Raw genomic sequence first — 26,186 nt, 5'->3', positions numbered from 1 at the left:
TTTTAGTTCGTAGTGAGAACTTTAGTCCTCTGATTATGAGGACTGAAGTCCTCACTACAAACCGGATTTTAGTTTGTAGTGAGGACTTTAGTCCTCTGATTATGAGGACTGAAGTCCTCACTACAAACCGTTTTTGTTGCTGCTGATTGACTGAACATGATTTAAGTCATTCCCAATCGAAAATCGAAATGACTTATCCAGGCCCGATCGCCTTTCTGTGAAGATTTCAGCCAAAAAACTAATTTTTTCGCGGGATTTGGCAATTCTTTACAAAATTTAACCGAAACTCCCCATTAGGCTTCGCCGATTAGCGTGAAAGCTGCCCAATCTCTGGGATTTGGGTGCTGCTGGATTGTCTCTAACATGGCGTTTCGTAGCGATTGAGCTTTGTTGCCCGTTCGATCGAGGTTTTGATAAAATTTCACCATCAAATCGGCTGTAGGAGCATCTGGCACCGCCCACAAAGACACGATCGCACTGGATGTACCAGCCGAAATTAAAGCGCGAGACAAGCCGATAACCCCGTCACCGGTAATCCGCCCCATGCCGGTATTGCAAGCACTCAAAACTACCAAATCCGCCTGGAGGTGCAGGTGCAAAATTTCCTCAGCCGTCAGCAAACCGCTATCGGTGCGATCGGGTGCAAAGGCGATCGCACTGCCGAGTCCGCGAGTGCGATCGAGCAATCCGTGGGTGGCAAAATGGACGATGCGGGCGTCTGACAACCGCTGAAGCACGGCAGATTTGGTAGCCGAATTCCCCGTCAGGGCTTGGGTTTGGAACAATTGGGCTATCGCGTTAGCTTCGGTTTCTGAATGCGGCAAAGCAGATAACTGCTGCGGAGGTTGGCCCGGTACCAGAGCAACTTCAGGCATCGTCGGATTTCCTACTACTAAAATATCCCCAGCTAAATTAGAATTTTCTTGCCGTTTTTGACTGGTTAATTCCAGAATTTGAATTGCAGGAGCGGTCAGAATAGTATGTTTTTCAATTAAGTATTTCCCAGCAGCATCTTGCAGCGCCGGAAACGGCACAAAAAACAGTTCGCCTTGAGGAATAAAGATAATTTTAGCTGCTGGATCTGTCGGCAACAAATCGGCGATCGGTTCGATTAGCAGTTGATGAAGTTTTTGCAAGCGTGGGTGATTGGTGAGGCTCGATTCCACTTTTGTTGCTACATCAATTGCAGGTCTCTTAATAGTCAACCCTGCGGGCCAAGAGGATTGGGAGAGGGAGAGAATGTTGTGAGTTTTATCGACAGATATTACTTGCCAAGGTTCCCAATTCGGCGCATCATCGTGGAGTTTGACTAAATCGCCCGGGTACATTTTTAGAGTGGGATTGAAATCGCGATTCCTGATGCCGATCGCCTCGCGAGAATCGGCAACCAATTCTTTAAGCGAAGTATGTTCGTAGTTGAGATCAACTTGGCGAAATGCGATTTCACCACTCGGCTGAATTACCCAAATAAAGAGTTCTTCTAAAAAAGAAATCGAATATTCGACAAAAGTTGCATTTTGGGCTCTGGCAATTTCTTGAATGCGATCGATGTTAGGCGGCTTAATATCGGGTATCGCATCTGAATTTGCCGACAACCGAGCACCCAGTAACTCTACAAAAGCTCGCGCGCGCGATCGCTCCGCAATTTCCAGTGCTGCTTCTATTTTGTTCTGGACGATCAGGGTTTTTTCCAAATGGCGGTAAGTTGCGGCTTGGGTTTCAAAAATAGATACTTTAAAGTTATCGCGATCGCTCAATTTGACCCGCAGCGATTCCCAAGTTTGAATTGCATCGCCCAGGACTGTTTCAGCTTCTGCAAACTTGCCAAAGTCAAATAAAGCAAGTCCTAAATTGTTGAGAGTTGCCCCTTCTGATGCGGTTTCGCCGATCGCCCGCGCGATCTCCAAACTCTTGCGGCTGTATTCGATCGCCCGCTGGTACTGCCCCAAACAGCGGTAAGCATTGCCCAAATTTCGGCAGGAAGTTGCTTCCCCAGAGCGATCGCCAATTTCCTGCTGAATATCTAAGGATTGTTTGTAAAATGCGATCGCCCGCAAGTAATGCCCCAAATTACTGTAAGCATTACCCAGAATCACCAAAGAATTAGCTTCCCCAAAGCGGTTGTCAATTTTCGGTGCAAGATTCAGGGACTTCTCACAGTATTCGATCGCCAATTGATTTTTCCCCAGGGAAACATAGGTACGTCCCAAAGCGTTTAAGGAGTTCAATTCTCTATGCTTAGAGTTGAGTTTTATTGCCATATCTAAAGACTGAAGTTGGCATTCGATCGCCTGCTGGTATTCGCCCAGGGAATGATATGCACTCCCCAAATCGCGCCAGAAATTAGGTTCTCCATAGAGGTTGCCGATTTCCGGCTCAATCTTTAAACACTGTTGGTGGCACTCAATTGCTTGCAAGTATTCCCCCAAAGCATTGTAAATATTGCCCAAAGCGTTTAAAGAATCCACTTGTCCAGCGCAGTCGCCGATATCTCGCTGAATATTTAGCGCTTGCTGGTGAGAGTCAATTGCTTGCGAGTATTCCCCCAGCGCGCTGTAAATATTGCCTAGATTGTTCAAAGAATTCGCTTCTCCGTAGCCGTTGCCGTTGTTTCTATGAATATTTAGCGACTCCTGATAGTATTCGATCGCCTGCGAGTATCTTTCCAGGGTATTATTATCACTGTCCGAGAAGGAATCTTGCTCGGGGTGCGCTATTTCTGGTCTCTTCAGAATATTAACAAAAAATTTATTATTAATAGGAGACTGAATCGATCGGTAAATCGACAACACATCTGCCGCCGACAGCGCCTGTTTGTAGAGCTGAATATCTCCAATATTGCCTCGATAAATGCCACCAAAATCGTCCGATCGCCTGCCAACAGTCAGGGGCATATTATTGCTGAGAGAACCCTGTTGGTATATGGGTCTGAATCGGTCATCTACTTCCTTGCCATCGACATACCAGCGCCCTCCATCCACTCGATCGCGATCGACAACAACCGCCACGTGATGCCATTGGCTGTCGCTGACAACTGGGAAAAGAGCCATTTTTTCTGGACGGTGTGCACCACAGTTTAGCCAACCTTTTGCATCCGCTATTTGCAGGTTAATTTTACTTTGATAAATAAACAAACTCCAGCCCTGAATAGGGCCGGAATTTTCAATCCGCTTATCGATAATTTTGACAATACCGTAATCTTCCGTGCGAATCCACGCACAGATAGAAAAGTCTTCTGTGCCGAAATCCAGTAGAGGAGTGACTGGGAAAGTAACGTAACCTCCTGTCAGCAGCAGGCTTTCTTGTGGCCCGTTTTGCGATGGCTCAACAGCACGGCAAACGCTGTCAATTAGCAGTGCTGGAGGGAGATCCGGGCGATCGCTCGCCAAGTTTCCTGCTGCATTAAATGACCAAAGGGCGATCGGTGCTGTATTGAAAGTGTTATAGACGCTTAATATCGGGTATTTCATCAGTTGATAATTGATGGTTAATTATTGGTAATTAGTTAACGCAGTTTTCTCGATCGTTCCGAGAGTCCGACAGGGGTTAAAAACCCCTGTCTCATAGCTAAAGTCCTCTAAAAGAGGACTAAAATAGACCGTAATTTCGATCGTAATTAACAGTCGGTTTCAACCGACTTTTGCTATGAGGCAGGGGTTTAAACCCCTGCCGGACTGCGGGTGTAACGTGTTTGTCAACACCAATCACCTTAAAAATCCCCTACTCCTGGGATTGCGTAAATCCTATTTTAATATTCATCCCTACCTCAAACAAACAGTTATAAAACAATCCCATCCAAAAGCACAAATGGATGCTGCAATAAAGCCTCCCAATCAGCCTCCAAAGTCGCCAGAGAAGATATTTTCTCAAATCCACTTAACTCGGCTAGCGCTTCATACCGCAAATCATTTTCAGCATAAATCAGCAGCCTTTCCTCTAAAGTAGCTACCTGTAATTGACTCAAAAGTTTGTCCCGCAGCGCAACTAATTCAGTAATAGTTTCGTACCACAAACCGTGTTTGGCCAACAGTAAAACGCGATGCCTCAGCGATGCGGTTTCTAGCTGAACTAAGATTTCTGGTGCCAATTTCACTCGCTCAACACACCCGTAGCGAGAGATATTGTCGCAGAAAAAATCCCAGCGATATTTTTTGCCAATTTCCAGAGGAGGTGCATTGGGTGGTAAGAAAAAACTCGCAAGTCCCGCTGTTTTTGCAAGCTGAAAAAATGTTCGGAAAACTACTTCTTGATTTTCTTCGTCTCGCAGCACAAACTCCAAGGGAATGTCATCGGGAAATGGAGCCGGCAAGTACAGCCAAAAAGTCGGATGTGCGATCGCAGTCAATCCTAAATTTAGAGCCGGAATTAAAGCTAAAAAGTGGTGAAGATCGTCGCGGCTACCTGCATCTCCGCGATCGCCCGGTGCACCCCGCGCGGGCGGCTCGTAAGCCAGTACCTGCGGCTGCAAATGCGGTGACTCGGATGAATCCGCGAGCATCGCAGCCAATCCAGGTTGAACAATTGTGACAGCAAGCAGCAAATTAATCGCCGCCTGCTGTAAGAGCAGTTTTTTTTCATTCATAAACTATCTGCGAGGTAGAGGTACAAAGTCTCAGGGCGATCGCACAGCAACCTGACAATAATCATGGCAGACTTTTATCTGCGTTTATCTGTGTTTATCTGCCTTAATTTGCGGTTTTTATAATCAATCATTGTGAACCCAAGTCGAAATATCTGCAACTAAGTGACAAATTCCGAAAAACCTAACTCATTCGATCGCTTTTGTCAACTCAATTTCTTGATGCAAATCGCCAGTTGTCTCGTCTTTTTCCGAATATCGATCGCATAACTAACTCAAAGATTATTCCTAACTTTTCGATACTTACTTAAATCTGCTACCTTTTCTGCTACCCTAAAAGCATATAGCTATCTTACCAAATAGCAGACCGCGTTCCTCCACAATTCTTGAGAAAAACTTATGTCTGCGATCGCACCATCCCCCAACCCACCCGTTTTAGAAGAACTTCGCTCCGGATTGCCCAACATTTGCGGTTCCGAAGCAGAAATCAGCGCCGCTACCAACAGTAACGAACCAGTCTTTTTACCTAAGACAAATCTGCGCCTCGAAAACATTCAAGCCGGATTCGCCTGCGCCCTCCATATGCACCAACCAACCATTCCAGCCGGTGCAAACGGCGAACTAATCTGCAATCTCCAGAATATGTTTGAAAATCCCAACCAAGGAGACAATCACAACGCCGGAGTCTTTGCTTGGTGCTATTCCCGCATGGGAGAATTCATTCCCCAATTGATAGCCGAAGGCTGCAACCCGCGAATTATGCTCGACTATTCGGGCAATTTATTGTGGGGATTGCGCCAAATGGGACGCGATGATGTACTCAACAATCTCAAGCGAATTACCTGCGATCCTCAATACCAACCCCACGTAGAATGGCTGGGGACAATGTGGAGTCACGCCGTTATTCCCTCAACTCCAATCCCCGACATTAAACTCCAAATTCAAGCATGGCAACATCATTTTGCGGCAATTTTTGGCTTGGATGCTTTGAAGCGCGTTAAAGGTTTTTCGCCACCAGAAATGCACTTTCCCAATCACCCCGATACACTGTACGAATACATCAAAGCTTTGAAAGAATGCGGCTACCGCTGGCTGATGGTGCAGGAACATTCTGTGGAAAACCCCGATGGTTCGGGATTGTCGCAAGACCAAAAATACATTCCCAACCGTTTGCAAGCCCGCAATTCTCGCGGCGAAACCATCAGCATTACGGCTTTGATTAAAACTCAAGGTTCTGATACAAAATTGGTTGGACAAATGCAGCCTTATTACGAAGCGAAAGTCCGCAACAAACAGCAAATTGGCAATGTCACGATTCCTTCTTTGGTGACGCAAATTGCTGACGGTGAAAATGGCGGCGTGATGATGAATGAATTTCCCAGCGCCTTTATGAAAGCTTGGCACGAAAACCGCTCTCAAGGTGGCGGAAAATCCGGTGTTGTCGGTTTAAACGGCACTGAATATTTGGAGATAATTGAAGCGGCGGGGGTTAATCCCGATGATTATCCGATTTGTCAGGGAATCAACCAGCACAAAATCTGGCAGTTAGTCGATGCTGATAGTGCGACACCGGAAAAAGTCGAAAGTGCGATCGGGCAACTCAAGCAAACCGACCACAATTTTCACATGGATGGTGCTTCTTGGACAAACGATTTGAGTTGGGTGAAGGGCTACGAAAACGTCCTGGAACCGATGAATCAACTCAGCGCCGCATTTCACCAAAAGTACGATCGGCTGGTGCAGCAAGATGCCACAGTTACCAAGCAGTTTGAATACCAGCAAGCTTTGCTTTACAACTTATTGGTACAAACAAGCTGTTTCCGCTATTGGGGACAGGGAACTTGGACTGATTACGCCCGGGAACTTTACAACCGCGGCGCTGCTTTAATGAAGTAGGAAAATTGATCGTAGGGTGCCCCGGAAACCAACTGTTAGAGTAGTGTCAAATATCTGGACTGACGCACCTTACCGCTTTAATGAAGTAACAAAATTAATCGTAGGGTGCGTCAGCAACCAACTATTTGACCAGTGTCCAATATTAGCTCTGACGCACCCTACACCTGTTAGCAAATTCCGGGCAATTCCCCCTGCCCGATGCCCGATGCCCCATTCCCAATTCCTACATTTCCTGCATCAAACGCAAATAATTTTGCCGCATCTGCGTCATATTTTCCATCATTCTATTGGCCATATCTTTCTCAACCTCGCTCATTTGCTGCCAAAATAAAGCAGAACGCCTGGCAAGAATTGCGTCTTCCCACAACATCTCCAAAAGTTGCGCCGCCATCGGATTTTCAGCATCGATAATTCCGCACAATTGCTCAAAAGCTCGGTTAGCTTCGGCGTGACTCCCAACATCCTGAGCGAGTGTCAGGCATTTTTTGAGTTGTACGATCGGGTTTTCAGAAGAATAAGCCATAATTCGATCGAGATAAGTGACAAAATTTACAGTGACATCTTTGACATTACTTGAATGTAGACACAGCCGCACAGTTCCCAATATACCAACGCCAAGGTAAATCCATCCCTTGCGAAATCCCGAGCCGCGTAGTTTGCACGATATTAATCGTACCTGAGTCGATCGCCTCCTGAAATTGGACACTCCGGTGTTCCAACCGCAGCGCTTGGTCGGAATCCAAGGGTAAACCGCTAAAAGTTCGATCGATCTCCAGCACCTTACACAGCTTCCCAGGCCCGGCCGCGAGGCGCAACTGCTTTTTTTCGGGAATTGCAGCAAACTTGACAGGAGGCGCATCTAGCTGCAAAGCTCGAATCAGCACAGCGCTACCCACTCCCTCCGCATCCGTCACCACGTTAAAACAGTGATACATCCCGTAGATAAAGTAAACGTAGCCGATACCCGCACGCCCGAACATCGCCTGATTGCGAGGAGTCTGCTGTCGGTAAGCGTGACAAGCGGGATCTCCGGGGGCGTAAGCTTCGGTTTCCACAATCATTCCCCGAATAATCTCCCCATCAGGAAACTGTCGCACCAGAGTACAGCCCAGCAAATCAGGCGCTACGCTGGTAGATGGCCGCGCCAGCCAAAAAGATTCTACAATCTGAGTATTTGCACTCATCAAACAGGAGACAGTAAATTATGGACGTTAAGTTAGTTTTAGCAGTCTTGACAGCAGTTTTCACCGTGTGCTGTTTGTTCTTCGGCACAAAAAACGGATTCTACGATAGTGACAAGTATCACGGTAACGGTTCTGCTCACTAATTTTATCTGGTAATTACTGGCCTAAAAAAACCGTCGCCTGTGATTCAGACGACGGTTTTTTGTTTTTTTGAGCGCATTGTCAAGCAATTATATGTCTTGGGTGTATGCCACGCGGTGGATGAATATGTAATTATTGAACCGCGAAGGCGCAAAGTACGCGAAGGAAGATAAGAGCAGAAGCAGGAAAGGATTTCGCAGCAGATATTATCTCATTGACGATCGCTATATTTGCTGGAATTAAGGGTGAATGTTGCCATCGGGCATTTTAGTTCCCTGCATTGTAGCATTCTCGAAATCCGCGCATCCCGGAAGATTGAAACGCATTGTGGCTCCTCGGTCTGTTGATTTCATGTTAAAACCAACTACTGCATTTTCTGGGTTATTCTTTTCGGGTACGGCACTGACTTTAAAATCCATATTTGCTGCTTGACCGTTAGTATCAAGATTGAAACTTATGCCGCTACATCCCAAATCAGAACCAGTCAGGTTGGCTTTATTCAAGTTGGCATTTTTGAGGTTGGCATTCGCCAGTTTTGCTCCCGACAAATTAGCACCTTCTAGGTTGGCTCCCTGCAAGTTAAATCCTTGTAAGTCCATTCCCTTCAAGTTGACATTGCTGAGATTGCATTCGGGACACTGTTTGGTCTCCAGCAATTGCTTGACTTGGTTTTGCTTGTTTAAATCAGGTATGTATTTGACCGCAGCCAATAAAACGGCGATCGACAATCCAGCAGTAACTATATTTTGGATTTTCATAAAAATTCTTAAAAGCCACTGTGGCTTTCTATCTCGGTTAATTATTAATACAGCAGCGCGATCGACCTCTCCTGAATTTCCACAACAAAATTGTCTGTATTTCAGATAAGCCGGTTCGCACAATTAAATCCCGCCTTCTCTCCCTCGGCTGTGCCGCTTTTGGTTTCGGACTCGCCCGTCGGTCTGCTTCACTTCGCTTTGGGCAGCCCACCAACAAACTTTTTTTACCTCAGGCAACGTATGCGCATATACCTGCGGGCTGAAAAAAAAGAAACCTTATTTATATCCCTAGCATGAGCCAATCTTAGAAAAATTTGAGGATGATGAAAGAGAAATGCAATGCCGTACCTGCGCTGTTGTAAGTTCTGGGCAACTACTTTTGTCACAATTGCTTTGAGTAATTAATGTACTTACAAAACGGTTAGCAGCAGCTCAGGTTCCTCAACCTCGCCAGAACACACCCTACCTGTAATCCCGACAATTCGGAGCGGCAATGAACACAATCAAACCCGAAACCAGAAGATCGCGCTTCATGGCTCTGCTGCTGACAACGCTGCTGACCTTTCCGTTTTTGAGTGCTTGCGGTTCTAGCAAGGAAAGTTCGGCTCCCCCGCCGACCGTTGACGACACTCGCGCTGGATCAGTGCAAACTAATCGCGCCACTCCTACGCCCGAAGCAAAAAAAGGATTGAGCAATACTCAAAAAGTAGCGATTACTTTAGCAGGAGCGGCCGCCCTTTACTACATCTACAATCAGCACAAAAATAAACAAGAACAGGGGGCGCAGGGAAAACATTACCTTTCCAAAAACGGTCGGGTTTACTACCGCGATGCCCAAAATCGCGCTCACTGGGTAACGCCACCGCCTGAAGGAATTAAGGTTAATGTTCCTGAGTCCGAAGCAGCGCGTTACCGGGAATTCCAGGGATACAACAACCAAACTACCGGTCGAGACTTGAAAGGCTTGCCGGAAGCTACAAGTCCTGTTCCGGCACAGTAGCCTCACCATTGGAGATTTTAGATTGCAGGTTCCATGATTTTCCCTTAACTCTGGTATTCCCAATCTAAAACAACAGTTTTTCAGCACATAAAACAGAGGAACTTTATCATGGTAGACGGATTTTTTCGGAAGTTAAAAGATGCGATCGTCGGGCCAGACAGCGAGCAAGTCGATCCTGACACCAATTATGAAGATCCCTCAAATCCCGGAGATTTCGCTAACGCCCGCCCGGCCAGCGAAGACCCCTACGGCGACCCCGCCGACTACGGAGACTTTGCTAACGCCCGCCCGGCCAGCGAAGACCCCTACGGCGACCCCGCCGACTCCTATGCGGATGCCGGACAGTTCGGCAACCTGACCCCCGCCAGCGAAGACCCCTACGGCGACCCCGCCGACTCCTATGCGGATGCCGGACAGTTCGGCAACCTGACCCCCGCCAGCGAAGACCCCTACGGCGACCCGGCGGATGAGGAAACCGCTTAAATGGAGTAAGTTGGCTAGAAAAATTACCTGGTAAGCAAAAGCGCCCCTGAGGGGGTGTTTTTTTTGCTAGTTCTCAAAAACGGAGAGGGTGGGACTAGAAAACCATTAGCGCGAAAATTGAGCGAAAAAATTCTTGTCTAACTATAGAATTAACCCAGAAGCCTTGATAGAAAAGAGATAAAAACAACGGAGAGGGTGGGATTTGAACCCACGGAACCTTGCGGTTCACCTGATTTCAAGTCAGGCGCATTCGACCACTCTGCCACCTCTCCAGGCGCATAGATTTTATCATACCAGCAATTGCCGCTAACTACAAGCAGTTGCAGATTCAGTCTGCCGATAAAGAATTTGTTCTCTTTGCACCGCGAAATCTTCCCCTACCCAGACTAGAGACATTTCCGACACTGTTCCTTTTTCCAGCAGGACGATCGAGAAATTCCGCAATTTCGAGCACTCTTTCTCCACAATTCGCGGTACGCTGGCCGCATTCAAATACACCGTACCCTTCGCACTCACCACTGACTTCCGCAACTCGTGCTTAGTGTGTCGCAGTTGGTGGTGCATATGACCAAAAGTTACCAGAGGTATCCGCTTACCAGAATTGCGAGTTCGATCGATCGCCTCCCCAAAATCTGGGTCGCCCCAATCCCCTCCCAGCGGCTTCCAATCACGCCCGCAGGGGTCTTCAGCAGCCTCTCCCAGCCCCGTCGGGCCCGTGTGACCAAGAAAAATCACATTTTCGCAGTCCGCATCTGCCGCCGCCCCTGCAATTAGCCTCGCCGACTCCTCAAAACTTTCTACACCAAACCACTCCGAATAAAAATCGTTGTACTTCCACTCCGAACCCCCCCAAGTAAACGGGCGACTTCCCACCACGGTTATGTCCAATTCGGGAAAATCCCGTTTCCCATAACCGACGTGGGCTTCTCCCATTAAATCTAACTGCTGTTTTACCCGATTCTCAACGGTGCGATCGTAAGGGCACTGACTGCGGCCCCACTCCGTCGCCGTGTACCAAGCGTCATGGTTTCCAAACACTACTGCTTTCGGAATGTCCAAAGATGCGATCGCCCGCACCACATCCACCGACTCGTTCCCAAAATCTCCCACAAACAGCACCAAATCAACGCCAAGATGCTTCAGGGCCTCGCCGTCTTCTGGTTCCCACCGATCGTGAACGTCCCCCACCACTGCAATTTTGATAGATTTAGTCTGATTCATTTGATTTGTCATGCGCGATCGATCCCTAGCCCCTTCTTCTTCAGCATAAGAAACAGCGACCAATTTTTGCACTCTCCCCCAGCCAATTTTAGATTTTAGATTTTAGATTTTAGATTATTTCAACCCAACACCCGCTTACCACCGTTTTTGGTGAATTCAACTATAATTCAAAATATTAAGTCCAGCCGCCACCTTCCCCGGAATATTTTAACTGTGTTTACCACCGCACCTGCTCAAAACTTGACCCAAACCAGACTGCCCGACGACTTGTTCGCAGCAATTAACGCCCTCAAACAAGAGTTAAACGCCGTCATTCTCGCCCACTACTACCAAGACTCCGACATTCAAGACATCGCAGACTTCATTGGCGACTCCCTCGAACTTGCTCGCAAAGCAGCCAACACCAACGCCGATGTCATAGTTTTTGCCGGAGTTCATTTCATGGCGGAAACCGCAAAAATCCTCAATCCCGACAAATTAGTATTGCTACCCGACTTAAATGCAGGGTGTTCCCTCGCCGACAGTTGCCCGCCCGAAGCCTTTGCAGCCTTCAAAGCCGATCGCCCAGACCATTTAGTTATTTCCTACATTAACTGCACCGCCCAAATCAAGGCAATGAGCGACATAATTTGCACCAGCTCCAACGCCGTCAAAATTGTCAACCAAATTCCGAAAAATCAGCCGATAATTTTTGGGCCCGATCGCAATCTCGGCCGCTACGTCATCGAACAAAGCGGCAGACACATGGAACTCTGGCAAGGAGCCTGCATCGTCCACGAAAACTTCTCAGAAAAAAAGATAGTTCAACTCAAAATCGAAAATCCCGAAGCCGAAATCATCGCCCATCCAGAATGCGAACCTCCGGTACTTCGCCACGCCAATTATATCGGCTCAACCACCGCTTTGCTCAAATATTCTCAATCGAGCGATCGCCAAGCTTTTATTGTCGCCACCGAACCGGGAATCATTCACCAAATGCAAAAGCAAACACCGCACAAACGCTTTATTCCCGCTCCTCCTAACAATAATACCTGTGCTTGCAACGAATGCCCCCACATGAGATTAAATACTTTGGAAAAATTGTATCTAGCTATGAAAAATCAAACCCCCGAAATCACCATGTCTCAAGACCTGCAACGAGCCGCCTTGCAACCTATCCAGCGAATGCTAGAAATGAGCTAAGAATCAATAAATAATTGTCAATCAGGTTAGTAGTGAGGAATGCGAGTCCGCATCAGGTTAGTAGTGAGGAATGCGAGTCCGCATCAGGTTAGTAGTGAGGAATGCGAGTCCGCATCAATTACTAGAATTATTCGTTTTTACTACCAACTTTTTTAATCGCAATCGGAGGCACTTGACAAAAGACCCTCTGACTTACAGACTCCATTATACCTCTTGCAAAAATCGGAAAACACCCTGAAATTATCTGCGTTTATCTGCCTTTATATGTGTTTGTATGTCTGAGATATGCCGTTTCTGTATCAATCAAAGACTGATACAAGAGGTCTCTTTTCCACCAGCAGATCTCCCACCCATAAAATATTAGCATTGATGTGCATTCATTGGCTGTTTCCTATTGTATTAAACACTGAGGCAATTGGGGAAATCTAATTTTTGTAAAAAGCATTTCTTTGTTTAAATGCGAGCTTAAGAGTTAGCGTATTGTACAACTCGCGATATCTTAAGCTCGCACTATAAATGCAAAACAGAGATGCTCCAGAGGTCATTCAAGTAAGAATGCGCTAGCAGACTTGGAGTTGGCGGACTAACTCCAAATCCTTAACTCATAAATCATTCCCAAATCTAACATCTAACATTGTATGATTTCCGAAAAACTGATTGTTTTTACCCGCTATCCTGAACCGGGCAAAGCCAAAACTCGACTAATTCCTGTGCTAGGAAAAACAGGTGCTGCCAACCTGCACCGCTTGATGGCACAAAAGGCGATCGCCCGCGCCCGCGCCCTCTCCCTCCAAAACTCCGGGCGATTATCAGTTGAAATTCACTACACAGGCGGCAACCAGCAACAGATGCAAGAATGGTTGGGAACAGATATTATTTATCAAAATCAAATAGAAGGCGATTTGGGTGCAAAAATGACAGCAGCGTTTCAACAATCTTTTAATTCCGGGATTGACAAAGCTGCAATTATAGGAACAGATTGTCCCGCCCTGAAAGTAGAAATCATGGCACAAGCTTTTGACAAACTGAGCCAGCACGATTTAGTTTTGGGCCCAGCAACAGACGGAGGTTATTATCTGATCGGGCTGCGCCGATCGATACCGGAATTGTTCAACGGAATTAAGTGGGGAACCAGTGAGGTATTTGCTTCTACGCGGGCGATCGCCCAAAACCTCGACCTCAATATTGCTTATCTTCCCACTCTTGCCGATATCGATTTACCGGAGGATTTACTTCGTTTAGATCTTAGTATTTTAAATAAATAAACTATATTCATGCGATCCGATCGATCAGAAATTCTGATCTTTTATTTATAAATAATACTTGATTGTGAAACCACAAGGTCATAATATAGTAATTGTATTTGTCTAACCAAATGCAGCGGTTAGACAGCGCTTGCGACAATAGTCGCAAGCGCGAGAAAAAGCCAAAAATTAGCAAATAAAAGCAAATAAATTAGTAAATAATCAAACTAGGGACAGTTTTTGATTGTCAATCTTAGAATCAGGGTTTCAGGGCGATCGAGAACGAGGGCAACGCTTGCCAGACACAGGAATTACCTGCGGGAAATCAAGGGTTATCAGACGCGGAACTCAAAAGGCAAGTTCGCGATCGCACTTTGCGACAAGAGTGAAACCCGGTTTCTTCGTATATTTATCGTGACCAGAGAGTAAAATTCGTAGAAACCCGGTTTCTATCCGCCCCATGTGTCAGCCATCAAACTGTCGCTACCTGTTGAAATAACAGATAAGCTTTGTACAAAACCCGCCCTCTCTCTCTCCAGCGGTGATCGATTCTCTATGCCGCCCGAAAATCTCAATCTCAAAATTTCCATTATCATTCCTGTCTTAAACGAAGCAGCTACAATTGCCTCAGTCATCTCCACCGCCCAAAATGCCAAAAATGTCGAAATTATCGTCGCCGACGGCGGCAGCAACGACGGTACCGCAGAAATAGCAACATCTTTGGGCGTCCGAGTTGTCTCCAGTAGCCAAGGCCGCGCCACTCAAATGAATGCAGGTGTGGCCTTGGCTACTGGAGATATTCTGCTGTTTCTCCACGCAGACACTCTTTTGCCTCCCGGCTACGACTCTGGCGCACGCCTTGCACTAGCCAAACCCCAAACAGTCGCCGGGGCCTTTCAACTCAAGATTGATGCCGGTACGCTCTCTCTGCGGCTGGTAGAAATAGGGGTAAACTGCCGATCGCACTTTCTGCAAATGCCCTACGGCGATCAAGCCATTTTTCTTTATTCATCTACCTTTGACAAAATCGGCGGTTTTCCTGACTTGCCCCTTATGGAAGACTTTGAATTCGTGCGGAGGTTGAAAACACAAGGCCGCATCCAAATCGTACCCCAACAAGTCCTGACATCCGCCCGCCGCTGGCAGCAGCTTGGGGTACTCAAAACCACCGCCATCAATCAAATAGTAATTATTGCTTATTTTTTCGGAGTGTCGCCCGATCGACTCGCTTTCTGGTATAGGAGACAAAAGAAAAATTCTTCCCAAAACTAAAGAATAGTGAACTTTTCTAAAGCTAGCAGCCAATTATGCAAATAGGAAACACGTCCCTGCGTAAAATATGACTTGAACGCCTCAATTTTTACGCACAGCGAGGAAAAAGAGAATATGGCCGATCCCAGAGATGCAGAGCTTATTAAACCCTTTAACGGCGACCCCTTCACGGGTCATCTCGCAACTCCCATCAGTGCTTCTGATTTCACACAAGCATTCATTGGGAATTTGCCCGCCTACCGCAAAGGACTCTCACCCCTAGTTCGAGGTTTAGAAATCGGTTTGGCACACGGTTATTTCCTTGTCGGCCCCCAAATCGTCTTAGGCCCACTGCGGGATTATCCAGAAGCAGCTAATCTCGGCGGATTAATTACAGCCCTCGTCTTAGTTCTGCTCGGCACAACAGGTATGTCTGCCTACGGTTTAGTCTCTTTCAAAAATGACAATAGCAGCTACCCAAGCGCCAATCCCATGACTCCCGAAGCCCTGAAAACCGGCGAAGGCTGGAGCCAGCTCACTGCTGGTTTCTTCATTGGCGGGATGAGCGGCGTCTTTGCTGCCTACTTCTTACTCGAAAACTTTAACGGCATTGATGCCATTTTCCGGGGTTTAGTCAACAATTAGACTCCACTCCCAAATATCCCTGTTGGAACGCACTAACTTTAGTTTGGAGAATTTGATATGACAGGTTCCTACGCTGCTTCTTTCTTGCCTTGGATTTTGATTCCGGTAGTTTGCTGGCTGATGCCGGTTGTGGTAATGGGTTTGTTGTTTATTCACATTGAAAGCGACGCCTGAGCTTTACCCACAAAGCAAGAGCTAAGTTGGAATGCCGAAATAACATGATTGACGGACAATTTCTCTGAAACCTCTAGATAAATCTAGGGAAAATCAGCGAAAATTGTTTTGAGATTGCTGGCAATCAAAAAACTTAGTTTCTTTTACCCCATCCCCAGAATTGATCTGTGGAGCAATCTTTCTTTCTTCTTCCTTCAAAACTCGCAATTGCAAAAAATCCTCTGCCTGCGGGCAGAGGATTTTTTGGCAAAGAACACAAATCACTCGCTGGGGGAAGACAAATTGGTAAATCGTGAGCCACACTTGTTATCAGAAAATTGGGTTAAAAACCCCGTCCTTTCAGGACGGCTTTTTACCATTGTTAAGTACAATGACAAATCCATCTCCACAAATGAATATGGTAGAATAACCACATCAGACAAGATGTAAAAACCTACCCCCTCCCGGTGGGAAAGTCTACGCCCAAAACATTTTTTAGGAGATATGACTGCGCACTCTTTTGTGCAAACGTGGTCAGCCTGGGAACCCTAGCAATAGGGATATTTTGACCCAAAAGTCTTAAGAATCCTCGTACCTTTAGGTCGGGGAGTGTCAAGGAAACCTACTAATGAGGAGAGAGCAATGCAATTTCCCCCCGCACGCCGAATCTTAGCTCCATTCCTGATCTCGGTACTGCTGCTCGTGACTTCCTGCAGTCAGACTCAGCCCCCATCCCGCTGGGACAAAGCCCAGGAGGAAAGCACCCAAAAACCTGCTAAAACCAAGCAGACAAATGCTGACAAATCAACTGCTCAAAGTCAAAACCTCCCCAAAAAGGCAGTTGCAGGTGGCAAATTAAATAAATACTTCCCTTCTGCTGGCGGCGGATTCGATCGCGTTTTCGCTCAAGAAAAATCCGGTTTTGCTGAAGCTAAACTAAACAAAGGCGGCAAAAATGTCGCGGTGCTTTCGATTAATGACATCGCCGGCAACCCCACCGCTGGGGAAAAATTTAAGGAAAGTACCAAGCAAATTAGCGGCTATCCCGCCGTCAGTCAGGGTTCTAACATCACTGCTGTTTTAGTGGCAAACCGCTATCAGGTGAAAGTTCAATCCCGCGATCCCTCTTTTACCGCTAGCGAACGCGAAGCTTGGCTGTCAAAATTTAACCTGGGCGGCCTTGCTAGTGTGAAATAGCAGTGTCTGAGATCGAACTTCTCCCCCGACTCTAGCTCTGGTGCTATCAAAACTAAGTCTGCCAGAATCAGACTGTGAAGTTCTTGCCATCTACCAAAAGTAATACCTTTGATTTCTGTTCAACAAGGAGTTTTTTGTGAGCAAAACAGTCTTTGAATTAGTCGATCAATTGCCTAAAGACAACATGACTGTCAAAGCCCTACGAGCGCTTGACTTTGTGGTTCCAGGTGAGTGGAACAATTTAGTTGGCTTTGAAAATACGATTCGTACAGTTACTGGCGAAACTGACGAAGATATGATCCAGCAAATTGGCGATCGTGCTATCACCCTCTACAACGATAAATCGGAAGGCTACCAGCGCGCTCTGTGGCTTTACCAAACGATCGACAGTGCCTCTAGCGCCCTCGGTACAGCAGCCCTCGCCAACAAAGTCGCCCAAAATGTGCCGTTTTTGTCCGTGCTGGGAAATCTCACCCCCAAGCCTGAAAAAGCTCAGACGATCGACCTTTCTCTAAAGTTAGTCACTGAATTGCTCGCTTTTTGCCAAATTAACGGCATTCCTGGCGACAGCATCGGCGATTTTGCCGGGGCTTTGGGCGACTACGGCGGTGAATCCCTGATGCGGATGGCTGCTTTGGTTTGTTTTGACGGCTTGATTCCCCTGGGCCCAGACTTTATCCTGATGACTCAGGATTGGATTGCCAAGCTGTCCCCCAGCGATATGCAAGACAATCCGGCGTTTAAGTCGATCGGCTCTATGATTCCTGGTGGTAATCCCGCAGGCCAACTCGGCTTTATCGGCGAAAGCTTTAGCTCGGTTTCCGGCTGGATGGGCTCTTTTGTGAGCGATCGAGGTTTGACTCCCCAAAACGTCCTCGGCCACTTGCAGAATTTTGTCGAAATTTCTGCCGACAAAGTGGACTACGTGGGCGCTTTCCTCGACATGACTACCAATTACTACGAACACACCGGCGTTCAAACTCTCGCCCACCGTTTGATTGAACGAGCTGTCGCTGAGATTTAAAATAAGCATAGTCCTCAGTCATTAGTCAGCAGTCATCGGTCATTAGTTAGTGGTTATTAGTTATTGGTTATTAGAAACAACAACTAAAACTAACAACCAACAAATAACAAATAACTACTGACTGCTGACTGCTGACTCCTTGCCGAAAAATGAGGCGCAAGCCCCGTCCTTTTAAGGCTGGGGTCTAGCCTATTAGCGACTTCAGTTGCCTTGGAGCGAGTGCGCGACGACCGCCACAGTGGTAAAATCCAGAGGTGAGTAAGAATAACCATCTACGTATTGAATCAACCTAGTGCGGAGAAATCCCGGCAACCGAGATATCTGGCGCCAGACCCAGAATACTTAAAGGGCAAATAAAGGCAGGTTGAGGAGCGTACCTATCTGGCAAGAGTGATGGACTCGGAAAACAAACAAATAAAAAGTAAGCCCAATAGCCACAAGCTTGAGGGTCTAGAGGGATATTTGAATGTCCCACTGTCGCCCTTTTGGGTGGGCAGGAATCCCCCTGGCTTTAGCCCTGGGGAGGTTCAATCCTCTACTCATCACTTTTTAAAAGGAAGCACCAATGGCAGAAGAACCGAAAAATCCAGCAGCAGGCGAAGCCGAAACAGAGACCCTTTCTGCTGAAAACGCTCCGAGTTCCGACACTCCCGAAACCAGTGACATCCCCAGCGCTGATAAGCCTGCGCCCGCTGCTAAAAAAGTGGCCGCCAAGCCAGACGGTGACAAGCCTCCAGCTAAAGCTAAAAAGGAAAAAGCACCCGCTGTTGAAGACAAGCCCTTTGCGGAATTTATTCAACAAGATTATTTGCCCGCCTTGCAAACTGCTTTAACTAAACAGGGCGTTAAGGATTTAGATGTGAGTTTGACCAAGCAAAAACTCCCCGTTGCTGGCATGAGTTCCGCCGGAGATTGCTGGCAGGTAATTGGTAAATTTCAAGAAGGTCAGCGCCAATTTAACTTGTATTTTCCTCAAGAAGATATTCAAAGTCAAAGAGCATTTTCCTGCGCTGAAAATAACACAAAAACCAGCACTTTAGAGCCTTTTTTGATAGACGAGCGCAAGATTACCCTAGACCTCATGGTCTTTGGTGTCGTCCAGCGGCTTAATGCTCAAAAATGGCTAAATCTTAATTAGTTAATTGGGGATTGGGCATAGGGCATAAGAAATTAGCCCGCATAGGGAATTGGAAATTATCACTAGCCAATAACAACCAATTCCCAATTATATCACATCCTGTCGATTACCATCACAAAAACAGTTTGTAGTGTGGACTTTAGTCCGCAACATACTGCGGACTAAAGTCCACACGTGCGTTCCTTACTTATTGCGGTCAATCGACCCGACACGATATTACCCAATGCCCAATGCCCAATGCCCCATAACTAATGACTAATGACTGCTAACTAATGACAGATTTTCTGTGGATTCTGCCAAAAAATTGCGAGCTTGGATAATTGCGTAAAGGTCAACATCAGTTTCCAACAAACAAGCATGACCGCTATTAGCCAGCATCACCTTTTCAGCATTCGGAATTACCTTGACTAAAAGCTTCCCTTCTGCCATAGAAGGCAGCAGCCGATCGGCACCGCTAGCAATTACTAACGTCGGCTGTTCGATCGCACGCAACTGATTTTCATCAACATTGAACGATCGCACTAACGCCAATCTCCACACAGACGTGTGTTGCGGTACCGCTTGCATCGCTTCCAGCAAAGCTCGCCGCTCGTCCCGCCCAATCTTTCCTAAGGATGCTAATATCGGCAACAGACCGATTACCGATAGCGGATAAAGATTCGCCGGCAGCCACTGAGTCAGGTGAGAACCCCACTGCACCCAAGGCTGTTGTCGGAATGAAGAAGCTGGATTAACTAAAATTAGTCGATCGCACAATTGGGGAGCTTCTAAAACAACTTTTATCGCTAAACATCCTCCAAATGACTCGCCGCACAGATAAACTGGTCGCTGATTGCCTTTCTTTTCTGCTTCAATTAAGGCAATTGTTTCCTTAACCAGTACCTCCCAGCTAGCCATGTCGTCGGCCGGTATCGCTAAGCAGCGAATGTCGAAATGCGGAGCTAATTTAGGAATTTGCGATCGCAGCAGCAAACCGCCCCCGTCCATACCGGGCAGAAATACAAATAAAGGGCGATCGGGTTTTGGCGGTTTCGGGCACAGAAAACGAACCTTGTTGTTAGCAGTTGCCATGATTAAACTTAATCTGGTAATTGGTAATTAATAATTGGGCATGGGGCATGGGGCATGGGGCATGGGGCATGGGGCATGGGGCATGGGGCATAGGGCATGGGGCATACATCACCACGCTTGAAAACCGCTATAGTTGGTAATTGGTAATTGGTAATTGGTAATTGGTAATTGGTAATTGGTAATTGGTAATTGGTAATTGGTAATCTTGCTCGCAAAGCCGAAGGGTAGCAATTGGTAGTTGGTAATTCATTGCTCGTTTTGACAACAGTCAACAGTCAACAGTCAACAGTCAACAGTCAACAGACTTCTTTACAAACATCCTCGATCGAGTAATTGTGCAATTTCCCCCTGACAGTGTTCTGTAAGTTCAGCCACAACTGCTTTGGCTTTTTTGCCTCGATACTGCTGCTGTCGATCGACTGTAATCCAGTAAGGGCGGCCGATTAAAATATTAACTCGTTGATAAACTATCACAGGATGCCACCCAGCGCGATCGAACAACGGTTCGGAAGGATCGAACAAACTCAGCAACTTCAGCGGTAAACCCGATCGCACCGACTTTTCCTCCATCGAAGCAATCGCCACCGGCAATACCGCCAAATCCCGCACCGGCGCCCGCAAAGCCAAATGAGCAAATCCCCGCTGAAACTTCCCGATGGTATTGGGTTGAGTAAAGTTCACCATCGGTTCTGCACCCTCAGGAAACACCCCCACCATCTCCCTGTCTTGTAGCAGCGCCGTCGCTTGAGCGAAAAAATGTTGCTGTCGGTGCTCCGGTGCTTCCAAAGGAAAAGCCCCAAAACTCGTGACAAGTTCCCGAATCACTGGAACTTGACCCATGTAGTGATGACAAGCAAACCGGATCGATCGACCCAAACCCGCTGTCAGCACCACAGGATCTAAGAAACTGCGGTGATTGCTCACCACCAGTACCGGACTTTCTTGCGGAATCCGCTGCTGGTGGTGTACAAACATCTGCGTTCCCACACCAGCCAGGAAACAGCGCGAAATCATTAATGTGCGATCGGAAGACATGGGCTAAAGCACAGGTAAAACGCTATAAAGGTTGATTACATACCCATGCAGCTTAACATTACTTTACAAAAATCGCGATCGGTCAAAAAGTAGACTTTCCCCTTGTACCTTTCTGTCGTAGTCCTGCACGCACGGGGGTTCAGAAACCGGGTTTTTTGCGAAAATACGCGTTACAGGCGCCAAAACAGTAAAAAACCCGGTTTTTTTTGTCGAAGTGCCTAAGTCTGGTTTCGTATTCCTCACGCACGGGGGTTCAGAAACCGAGTTTTTTGCGAAAAGACTCGTTACAGGCGCCAAAACAGTAAAAAACCCGGTTTCTTTGTCGAAGTGCCTAAGTCTGGTTTCGGTAAAATTTCCCAGTCAGAAGCACAAATGTATAAAGTCTTGTTGCAAACTTCTATAAAAATGTTTAAAACAACGCAAAAAGCAAGTTGCAGCAGCTAAAATTAAAAATTTACAGTCGGCATTGACGGACTGTCAAAGTATTTTTCGACAAGTCGTAATAGCAATCTCCCGAGGCATCAAATGGATAACATTCAAAACTATCGCCTTAAATGTACCCTCACCTTTGGCGACATTTACGGTCAAATCATTGTTTGGCTGATAGTCATCTTCCTGAGTCTAGCGTCCGCACTCGCCCTCTGGAGCAGCGCCCGCCAAATCTACGCCTTGGCGACAGTTGGCTTGATTTTAGTGCTGTCTCTGCCATTCTTGCTCTTTGCTTTCGTGACAACTCTACTCAATAACATAGAAGTGCTTTCTGTAGACCCCGCCACCGAAGATCAACCTTCTGCAACGGGAAATCAGTCCCATCAGAGGTCTGTCGAAAGCGTCGGCTAGTCCAATTTGAAATTTTAGACTTTGATTTTCGATTGAAATCAAAAGTTAAGAAACTTCCCGATGTTTTGGTAGGAAGTTTTTTTTTGCGTCACGATAAGTTGAGGAGAACACTCAAAATAATTCAAAAAATGCTAGAACACGACGTGATAATAGTTGGCGGCGGTTTAGCAGGTTGCCGCGCAGCCGTAGAAATTGCCCGGACTGACCCCAGTTTAAAGGTAGCTGTTGTTGCCAAAACTCACCCGATTCGATCGCACTCTGTCGCCGCCCAAGGCGGCATGGCCTCCAGCCTGCAAAATGTCGATCCAGATGACAGTTGGAAAGCCCACGCCTTTGACACAGTAAAAGGTTCAGACTATTTAGCCGACCAAGACGCCGTAGAAATCCTCACCCGCGAAGCGCCCGGTGTCATCATCGATTTAGAACACATGGGAGTCCTCTTCTCGCGCCTAAGTGACGGCAGAATTGCCCAGCGCGCTTTTGGCGGACATTCCCACCGCCGCACCTGCTACGCCGCCGACAAAACCGGTCACGCCATCCTCCACGAATTAGTCAACAATCTCCGCCGTTACGGAGTTCACATCTATCAAGAGTGGTATGTCACCCGCCTGATTTTGGAAGCAGGCCAAGCCAAGGGCGTAGTTATGTTTAACCTAATAGACGGCGAAATTGCCGTCGTGCGCGCGAAGGCGGTGATGTTTGCTACGGGGGGTTACGGCCGAGTTTACAACACTACCTCGAACGATTACGCCTCGACTGGAGACGGTTTGGCGATGGCGGCGATGGCAGGGTTGCCACTGGAAGATATGGAGTTTGTGCAGTTTCACCCGACGGGTTTGTATCCGGTGGGAGTGTTGATTTCAGAAGCTGTGCGGGGTGAAGGGGCTTATTTGATTAATTCCGAGGGCGATCGATTTATGGCGAATTATGCCCCGTCGCGGATGGAATTGGCGCCCAGGGACATTACATCGCGATCGATTTCCTTAGAAATTCGTGCAGGTAGAGGAATTAATCTCGATGGTAGTGCAGGCGGCCCCTTTATCTACCTCGATTTGCGGCACATGGGACGGGAAAAAATCATGACCAAAATACCTTTTGCTTGGGAAGAAGCGCACCGTTTACTAGGAATTGATGCCGTAGACCAGCCGATGCCAGTGCGTCCTACGGCTCACTATTCAATGGGGGGAATTCCAACTAATATTGGCGGACAAGTTCGTAGCAGTGCTGACAGTTTGGTGGACGGTTTCTTTGCGGCCGGCGAAGCAGCTTGCGTCTCTGTTCACGGCGCTAACCGTTTGGGCAGCAATTCGCTTTTGGAATGCGTAGTTTACGGCAAAGTTACTGGCGCAACCATAGCACAATTTGTCCAAAATCGCAAGTTACCCGCAGTAGACGAACAGCGTTATATTCAGGAAACCCAAGAACAAATTCAAGCACTTGTAGACCGTCCCGGACAATACCGAATTAATCAAATTAGGCAAAAGTTCCAAGATACGATGACCGAGTATTGTGGAGTATTTCGTAGCGCCGAATTGATGCAGGAAGGTTTGCATAAATTGGAGGAATTGGAAAAACAATATCAAGAAGTTTACTTGGACGACAAGGGTAAATCTTGGAATACGGAAATTGTGGAAGCTTTGGAATTGCGGAGTTTGATAATCGTGGGGAGAATGATTTTAACTTCAGCCTTGAACCGTCAGGAAAGTCGGGGCGCTCATTCGCGGGAAGATTTTGCCGATCGCGATGATGAGAAGTTCTTGAAGCATACGCTGGCGTATTATTCGCCTGCGGGGATTGATTTGGCTTATATGCCGGTGGCGATTACGATGTTTGAGCCGCAGGAACGTAAATACTAGAAGCTAGTTTGAAATCCTTGTTCTCGCGCTGAACTTGGGAACAAGGAAAATCTTACACACAGCAGAAGTGAAAAATGCTAAGATATGATAAATTTGGCTAAAATTAATAAAAAATATTGTGGTTCTGAAGAGGCAGTATTTATGTGGGAAGCTATCGCAGCTTGTGCAAGTGTATTTATGGCATGGCTTTCATGGGAAGAACATAAGCGTAAAAAAGAAGAACATGAAGCAAAATATCGTCGTGGAGAAATGGAATCCAGAAGCTTTACATTTCCAGAAATAGCGCCATCACAACCTGCACAAAAGTCTACATTTTTTCTGTTTCGTGAAGTTGATGGTTGTATTTGTGGAATAGCTTTTTGGATTCTCTGGTTTTGTCTATTATCAATGGTTTTCTTTGCTGTTTTCGGCAACACAAACCAAGAGTTTGTGGTTATTTTTTTTATTCTAGGGATACCATTGGGAAGATATGTTCAAAAAAAAGTTCACCCTTGGTTGAAATGAAAATAATCTAGTAATTTACAGAACAATAAATATGAGTAAAACGACACAGACATCTCAATTCCAGCAAGCTCTTGAAGCTGTAGAAGTTTTATCATTAGAAGATCAAGCCATGCTTCTAGATATTCTTCAGAATCGCCTGCGACAACAGCGACGAAATGAATTACTAAAGGAAGTGGCAGAAGTTCGTCAAGAGTATGCTGAGGGAAATGTTAAATTTGGTTCTGTAGCCGATTTTATGGCGGAGTTGGATGATTGATGAAAATTGGTTGGACTCCCAAATCTATTCGTTATTTCAAGAAGTTAGTTCGTAAAAATCCTCAGCTTCGCCCTTTAATTGAAGCAACCATACAACTGTTGTCTGAAGACTGCTTTCACCCTAGCTTGCGAACTCACAAACTGGCGGGAGATTTATCGGGTATCTGGTCATGTTCAATAGACTATGATTATCGGATTTTATTTGAGTTTGTCACCGATCCAGAAGATGAAGAGGAAGCGATTTTATTGCTCAAAATGGGTTCCCACGATGAAGTCTATTAAGACCGATCGCCCTTTTCCCCAATTTCCCTCCCACGCTCTCACTCTCCACCATCCTCCGCAACTTCGTCCACCGATAAACCTAACGCCTCCGCCACCTGTTCCGCACTCAATCCCATTCCCAACAACCGAGGAATTGCAGCCCTTCTTGCCTGAGCTTCAGCTTGTTGTGCCTGCTCTGCACTGTCAGCCCGCAATCTTTCTTGTTCGGCTCGCAATCTTTCTTGTTCGGCTCGCAATGTTTCTTGCTCGGCCCGCAGCCTTTCTTGTTCGGCTATTTCCCGCTGTTGTTCCCCCCGCAATCTCTCCAATTCCGCTCTTTCATCGCCAATCAACAGCAAATTACCTTCCTCATCCCACCAACGCAGCCACAGCATGGTTTGATTCTGATAACTTCCTTGCCAAAGTCCCAATTCTACGCCTAAAGGTGCGATCGCAAAATGACCCCGTTCATTCAGTTCCAAAAGTTGATAATACCCGTCAATCAACCGATAAACTGCTAATCTGCCGCTGTTAATTTCATAGATGCCGTAATACGGAATTCGCATCACCCGTTCGTAAGCCCAAAACTTTCCGGGTTTCGTGATTACCCCTTCGTCTGTCCGCGACAACGGAGTAATATCCCGCTCTTCATCGCCATTTCCGCTAGCAAATTCCAACGCGATTAACGGTGCTATGTGTTCGCGCCATAACACGTAGGAACGCCGAATTTGACCGTCTAAATTAGGAGGTACATTGGGAACGTAAAACCAATCAGGAGCTTCTGCACCTTTTTCCGGTGGATCGGTTTCTCGCCAATAAATGCCGCAGTCTTGACCGATCGCATATTACCCGTCAGGATGCCGCTGCTGCAAAATCTGGCCGATCGAATCTGTTAAAATTAAACTTTGTGGATGCTCCTGGAAATTTTTCACAAAAGTACCATCCGACTCTGGTAATTGAGTGTGGTCTGGAAAAGCAGGAGGTAGAACAACGCGGTCAACGCTTTCGGTCATAATTCCCTCCGAGGTCTGACTTAATTTATAATATCATGTCCCAGGTTCGTAGTGAGGACTTTAGTCCGCATCCAATCAAAGGACTGAAGTCCTCACTACAAACCTTATAATCCCAGGTTCGTAGTGAGGACTTTAGTCCGCATCCAATCAAAGGACTGAAGTCCTCACTACAAACCTTATAATCCTAGGTTCGTAGTGAGGACTTTAGTCCGCATCCAATCAAAGGACTGAAGTCCTCACTACAAACCTTATAAT

27 protein-coding genes, 1 tRNA gene and 1 pseudogene are annotated in these 26,186 nt (G+C 46.7%); 18 read left to right on the top strand and 11 right to left on the bottom strand.

Annotated elements, in window-relative coordinates:
• Nucleotides 1-293: 293 nt before the first annotated feature.
• Nucleotides 294-3,470 (bottom strand): CHAT domain-containing protein, encoded by a 3,177-nt coding sequence (locus QZ938_RS08875; protein WP_293348821.1) that lies wholly within the window; start codon nucleotides 3,468-3,470, stop codon nucleotides 294-296.
• Nucleotides 3,471-3,778: 308 nt separating this feature from the next.
• The gene (locus QZ938_RS08870) at nucleotides 3,779-4,582 is read right to left on the bottom strand and encodes a DUF928 domain-containing protein (RefSeq protein WP_293348818.1); all 804 of its coding nucleotides are present in this window, start codon (nucleotides 4,580-4,582) and stop codon (nucleotides 3,779-3,781) included.
• A 396-nt stretch (nucleotides 4,583-4,978) separates the two neighbouring features.
• Between QZ938_RS08870 and QZ938_RS08865 the strand changes: the two genes are divergently transcribed.
• Entirely contained in the window at nucleotides 4,979-6,475 is a 1,497-nt protein-coding gene (locus QZ938_RS08865) for a glycosyl hydrolase family 57 (RefSeq protein ID WP_293348815.1), read from the top strand.
• Between the two features lie 223 nt (nucleotides 6,476-6,698).
• On the opposite strand, the gene QZ938_RS08860 is transcribed toward QZ938_RS08865, so the two are convergent.
• Nucleotides 6,699-6,998: a hypothetical protein gene (locus QZ938_RS08860; RefSeq protein WP_293348812.1), complete on the bottom strand. Its 300-nt coding sequence runs from the start codon at nucleotides 6,996-6,998 to the stop codon at nucleotides 6,699-6,701.
• A gap of 46 nt (nucleotides 6,999-7,044) precedes the next feature.
• The gene (locus QZ938_RS08855) at nucleotides 7,045-7,659 is read right to left on the bottom strand and encodes a DNA-3-methyladenine glycosylase (RefSeq protein ID WP_293348809.1); all 615 of its coding nucleotides are present in this window, start codon (nucleotides 7,657-7,659) and stop codon (nucleotides 7,045-7,047) included.
• Nucleotides 7,660-7,679: 20 nt separating this feature from the next.
• Here QZ938_RS08855 and QZ938_RS08850 point away from each other — a divergent pair, with 20 nt between their 5' ends.
• Entirely contained in the window at nucleotides 7,680-7,802 is a 123-nt protein-coding gene (locus tag QZ938_RS08850; protein WP_096830678.1) for a hypothetical protein, read from the top strand.
• A gap of 237 nt (nucleotides 7,803-8,039) precedes the next feature.
• Here QZ938_RS08850 and QZ938_RS08845 read toward each other — a convergent pair whose 3' ends face one another.
• Entirely contained in the window at nucleotides 8,040-8,558 is a 519-nt protein-coding gene (locus QZ938_RS08845; RefSeq protein ID WP_293148492.1) for a pentapeptide repeat-containing protein, read from the bottom strand.
• A gap of 493 nt (nucleotides 8,559-9,051) precedes the next feature.
• Between QZ938_RS08845 and QZ938_RS08840 the strand changes: the two genes are divergently transcribed.
• Together QZ938_RS08840 and QZ938_RS08835 are read left to right on the top strand one after the other, a co-directional pair.
• A complete protein-coding gene (locus QZ938_RS08840) occupies nucleotides 9,052-9,558 on the top strand; it encodes a hypothetical protein (RefSeq protein ID WP_293148490.1) in 507 nt (168 codons plus the stop codon).
• 108 nt (nucleotides 9,559-9,666) lie between these two features.
• Nucleotides 9,667-10,041, top strand: a complete 375-nt coding sequence (locus tag QZ938_RS08835; protein ID WP_293148488.1) for a translation initiation factor — start codon at nucleotides 9,667-9,669, stop codon at nucleotides 10,039-10,041.
• 187 nt (nucleotides 10,042-10,228) lie between these two features.
• Here the strand turns inward: QZ938_RS08835 and QZ938_RS08830 are convergent.
• Nucleotides 10,229-10,313 (bottom strand) — tRNA-Ser (locus QZ938_RS08830).
• A 34-nt stretch (nucleotides 10,314-10,347) separates the two neighbouring features.
• Nucleotides 10,348-11,262, bottom strand: a complete 915-nt coding sequence (locus QZ938_RS08825; RefSeq protein WP_293148563.1) for a TIGR04168 family protein — start codon at nucleotides 11,260-11,262, stop codon at nucleotides 10,348-10,350.
• 213 nt (nucleotides 11,263-11,475) lie between these two features.
• Between QZ938_RS08825 and nadA the strand changes: the two genes are divergently transcribed.
• The 9 genes from nadA (at nucleotide 11,476) to QZ938_RS08780 (ending at nucleotide 19,096) form a co-directional block, all read left to right on the top strand.
• Nucleotides 11,476-12,444 carry a quinolinate synthase NadA gene (nadA, locus tag QZ938_RS08820; protein WP_293148561.1) on the top strand — a complete coding sequence of 323 codons (969 nt, stop codon included), beginning with the start codon at nucleotides 11,476-11,478 and terminating at the stop codon, nucleotides 12,442-12,444.
• Nucleotides 12,445-13,082: 638 nt separating this feature from the next.
• Nucleotides 13,083-13,709 (top strand): TIGR04282 family arsenosugar biosynthesis glycosyltransferase, encoded by a 627-nt coding sequence (locus QZ938_RS08815; RefSeq protein ID WP_293148486.1) that lies wholly within the window; start codon nucleotides 13,083-13,085, stop codon nucleotides 13,707-13,709.
• A gap of 534 nt (nucleotides 13,710-14,243) precedes the next feature.
• Complete coding sequence (locus tag QZ938_RS08810; RefSeq protein WP_293148484.1) at nucleotides 14,244-14,960, top strand: TIGR04283 family arsenosugar biosynthesis glycosyltransferase; 717 nt, start codon at nucleotides 14,244-14,246, stop codon at nucleotides 14,958-14,960.
• Between the two features lie 114 nt (nucleotides 14,961-15,074).
• On the top strand, nucleotides 15,075-15,584 hold the full coding sequence (locus tag QZ938_RS08805) for a photosystem I reaction center protein subunit XI (RefSeq protein WP_293148482.1): 510 nt from the start codon (nucleotides 15,075-15,077) through the stop codon (nucleotides 15,582-15,584).
• A 57-nt stretch (nucleotides 15,585-15,641) separates the two neighbouring features.
• Nucleotides 15,642-15,758: a photosystem I reaction center subunit VIII gene (locus QZ938_RS08800; RefSeq protein ID WP_293148481.1), complete on the top strand. Its 117-nt coding sequence runs from the start codon at nucleotides 15,642-15,644 to the stop codon at nucleotides 15,756-15,758.
• Nucleotides 15,759-15,872: 114 nt separating this feature from the next.
• Entirely contained in the window at nucleotides 15,873-16,187 is a 315-nt protein-coding gene (locus QZ938_RS08795; protein WP_293348806.1) for a hypothetical protein, read from the top strand.
• A 192-nt stretch (nucleotides 16,188-16,379) separates the two neighbouring features.
• Nucleotides 16,380-16,934, top strand: a complete 555-nt coding sequence (locus QZ938_RS08790; RefSeq protein ID WP_293348803.1) for a hypothetical protein — start codon at nucleotides 16,380-16,382, stop codon at nucleotides 16,932-16,934.
• A 136-nt stretch (nucleotides 16,935-17,070) separates the two neighbouring features.
• Complete coding sequence (locus QZ938_RS08785) at nucleotides 17,071-17,958, top strand: hypothetical protein (RefSeq protein WP_293148476.1); 888 nt, start codon at nucleotides 17,071-17,073, stop codon at nucleotides 17,956-17,958.
• Nucleotides 17,959-18,523: 565 nt separating this feature from the next.
• The gene (locus tag QZ938_RS08780) at nucleotides 18,524-19,096 is read left to right on the top strand and encodes a DUF2996 domain-containing protein (RefSeq protein WP_293348800.1); all 573 of its coding nucleotides are present in this window, start codon (nucleotides 18,524-18,526) and stop codon (nucleotides 19,094-19,096) included.
• 255 nt (nucleotides 19,097-19,351) lie between these two features.
• Here the strand turns inward: QZ938_RS08780 and QZ938_RS08775 are convergent, their stop codons facing one another.
• The 3 genes from QZ938_RS08775 to QZ938_RS08765 form a co-directional block, all read right to left on the bottom strand.
• On the bottom strand, nucleotides 19,352-20,167 hold the full coding sequence (locus tag QZ938_RS08775; protein ID WP_293148472.1) for an alpha/beta fold hydrolase: 816 nt from the start codon (nucleotides 20,165-20,167) through the stop codon (nucleotides 19,352-19,354).
• Nucleotides 20,168-20,294: 127 nt separating this feature from the next.
• Nucleotides 20,295-20,417, bottom strand: a complete 123-nt coding sequence (locus QZ938_RS08770; RefSeq protein WP_293348797.1) for a hypothetical protein — start codon at nucleotides 20,415-20,417, stop codon at nucleotides 20,295-20,297.
• A 59-nt stretch (nucleotides 20,418-20,476) separates the two neighbouring features.
• Nucleotides 20,477-21,202 carry a 1-acyl-sn-glycerol-3-phosphate acyltransferase gene (locus QZ938_RS08765; RefSeq protein ID WP_293148468.1) on the bottom strand — a complete coding sequence of 242 codons (726 nt, stop codon included), beginning with the start codon at nucleotides 21,200-21,202 and terminating at the stop codon, nucleotides 20,477-20,479.
• 525 nt (nucleotides 21,203-21,727) lie between these two features.
• Between QZ938_RS08765 and QZ938_RS08760 the strand changes: the two genes are divergently transcribed.
• The 5 genes from QZ938_RS08760 (at nucleotide 21,728) to QZ938_RS08740 (ending at nucleotide 24,939) form a co-directional block, all read left to right on the top strand.
• The gene (locus QZ938_RS08760) at nucleotides 21,728-22,042 is read left to right on the top strand and encodes a hypothetical protein (RefSeq protein ID WP_293148466.1); all 315 of its coding nucleotides are present in this window, start codon (nucleotides 21,728-21,730) and stop codon (nucleotides 22,040-22,042) included.
• Nucleotides 22,043-22,170: 128 nt separating this feature from the next.
• Complete coding sequence (locus tag QZ938_RS08755; protein WP_293348947.1) at nucleotides 22,171-23,898, top strand: succinate dehydrogenase/fumarate reductase flavoprotein subunit; 1,728 nt, start codon at nucleotides 22,171-22,173, stop codon at nucleotides 23,896-23,898.
• Between the two features lie 84 nt (nucleotides 23,899-23,982).
• The gene (locus tag QZ938_RS08750) at nucleotides 23,983-24,402 is read left to right on the top strand and encodes a hypothetical protein (protein WP_293348794.1); all 420 of its coding nucleotides are present in this window, start codon (nucleotides 23,983-23,985) and stop codon (nucleotides 24,400-24,402) included.
• 31 nt (nucleotides 24,403-24,433) lie between these two features.
• The gene (locus tag QZ938_RS08745; RefSeq protein ID WP_096831014.1) at nucleotides 24,434-24,658 is read left to right on the top strand and encodes a hypothetical protein; all 225 of its coding nucleotides are present in this window, start codon (nucleotides 24,434-24,436) and stop codon (nucleotides 24,656-24,658) included.
• Nucleotides 24,658-24,939 (top strand): type II toxin-antitoxin system mRNA interferase toxin, RelE/StbE family, encoded by a 282-nt coding sequence (locus QZ938_RS08740; protein WP_293348790.1) that lies wholly within the window; start codon nucleotides 24,658-24,660, stop codon nucleotides 24,937-24,939. The genes QZ938_RS08745 and QZ938_RS08740 overlap by 1 nt, the downstream gene beginning before the upstream one ends.
• 38 nt (nucleotides 24,940-24,977) lie before the next feature.
• On the opposite strand, the pseudogene QZ938_RS08735 reads toward QZ938_RS08740, so the two are convergent.
• A pseudogene (locus tag QZ938_RS08735) lies at nucleotides 24,978-25,931 on the bottom strand (Uma2 family endonuclease).
• Nucleotides 25,932-26,186 lie beyond the last annotated feature (255 nt).

It is taken from the genome of Microcoleus sp. CAWBG27 (genome assembly GCF_020883145.1).
In the GTDB taxonomy this organism is placed as follows: domain Bacteria; phylum Cyanobacteriota; class Cyanobacteriia; order Cyanobacteriales; family Microcoleaceae; genus Microcoleus.
Note: the sequence above shows the minus strand (reverse complement) of the source record. Positions and strands in the feature narration are given on the sequence as shown.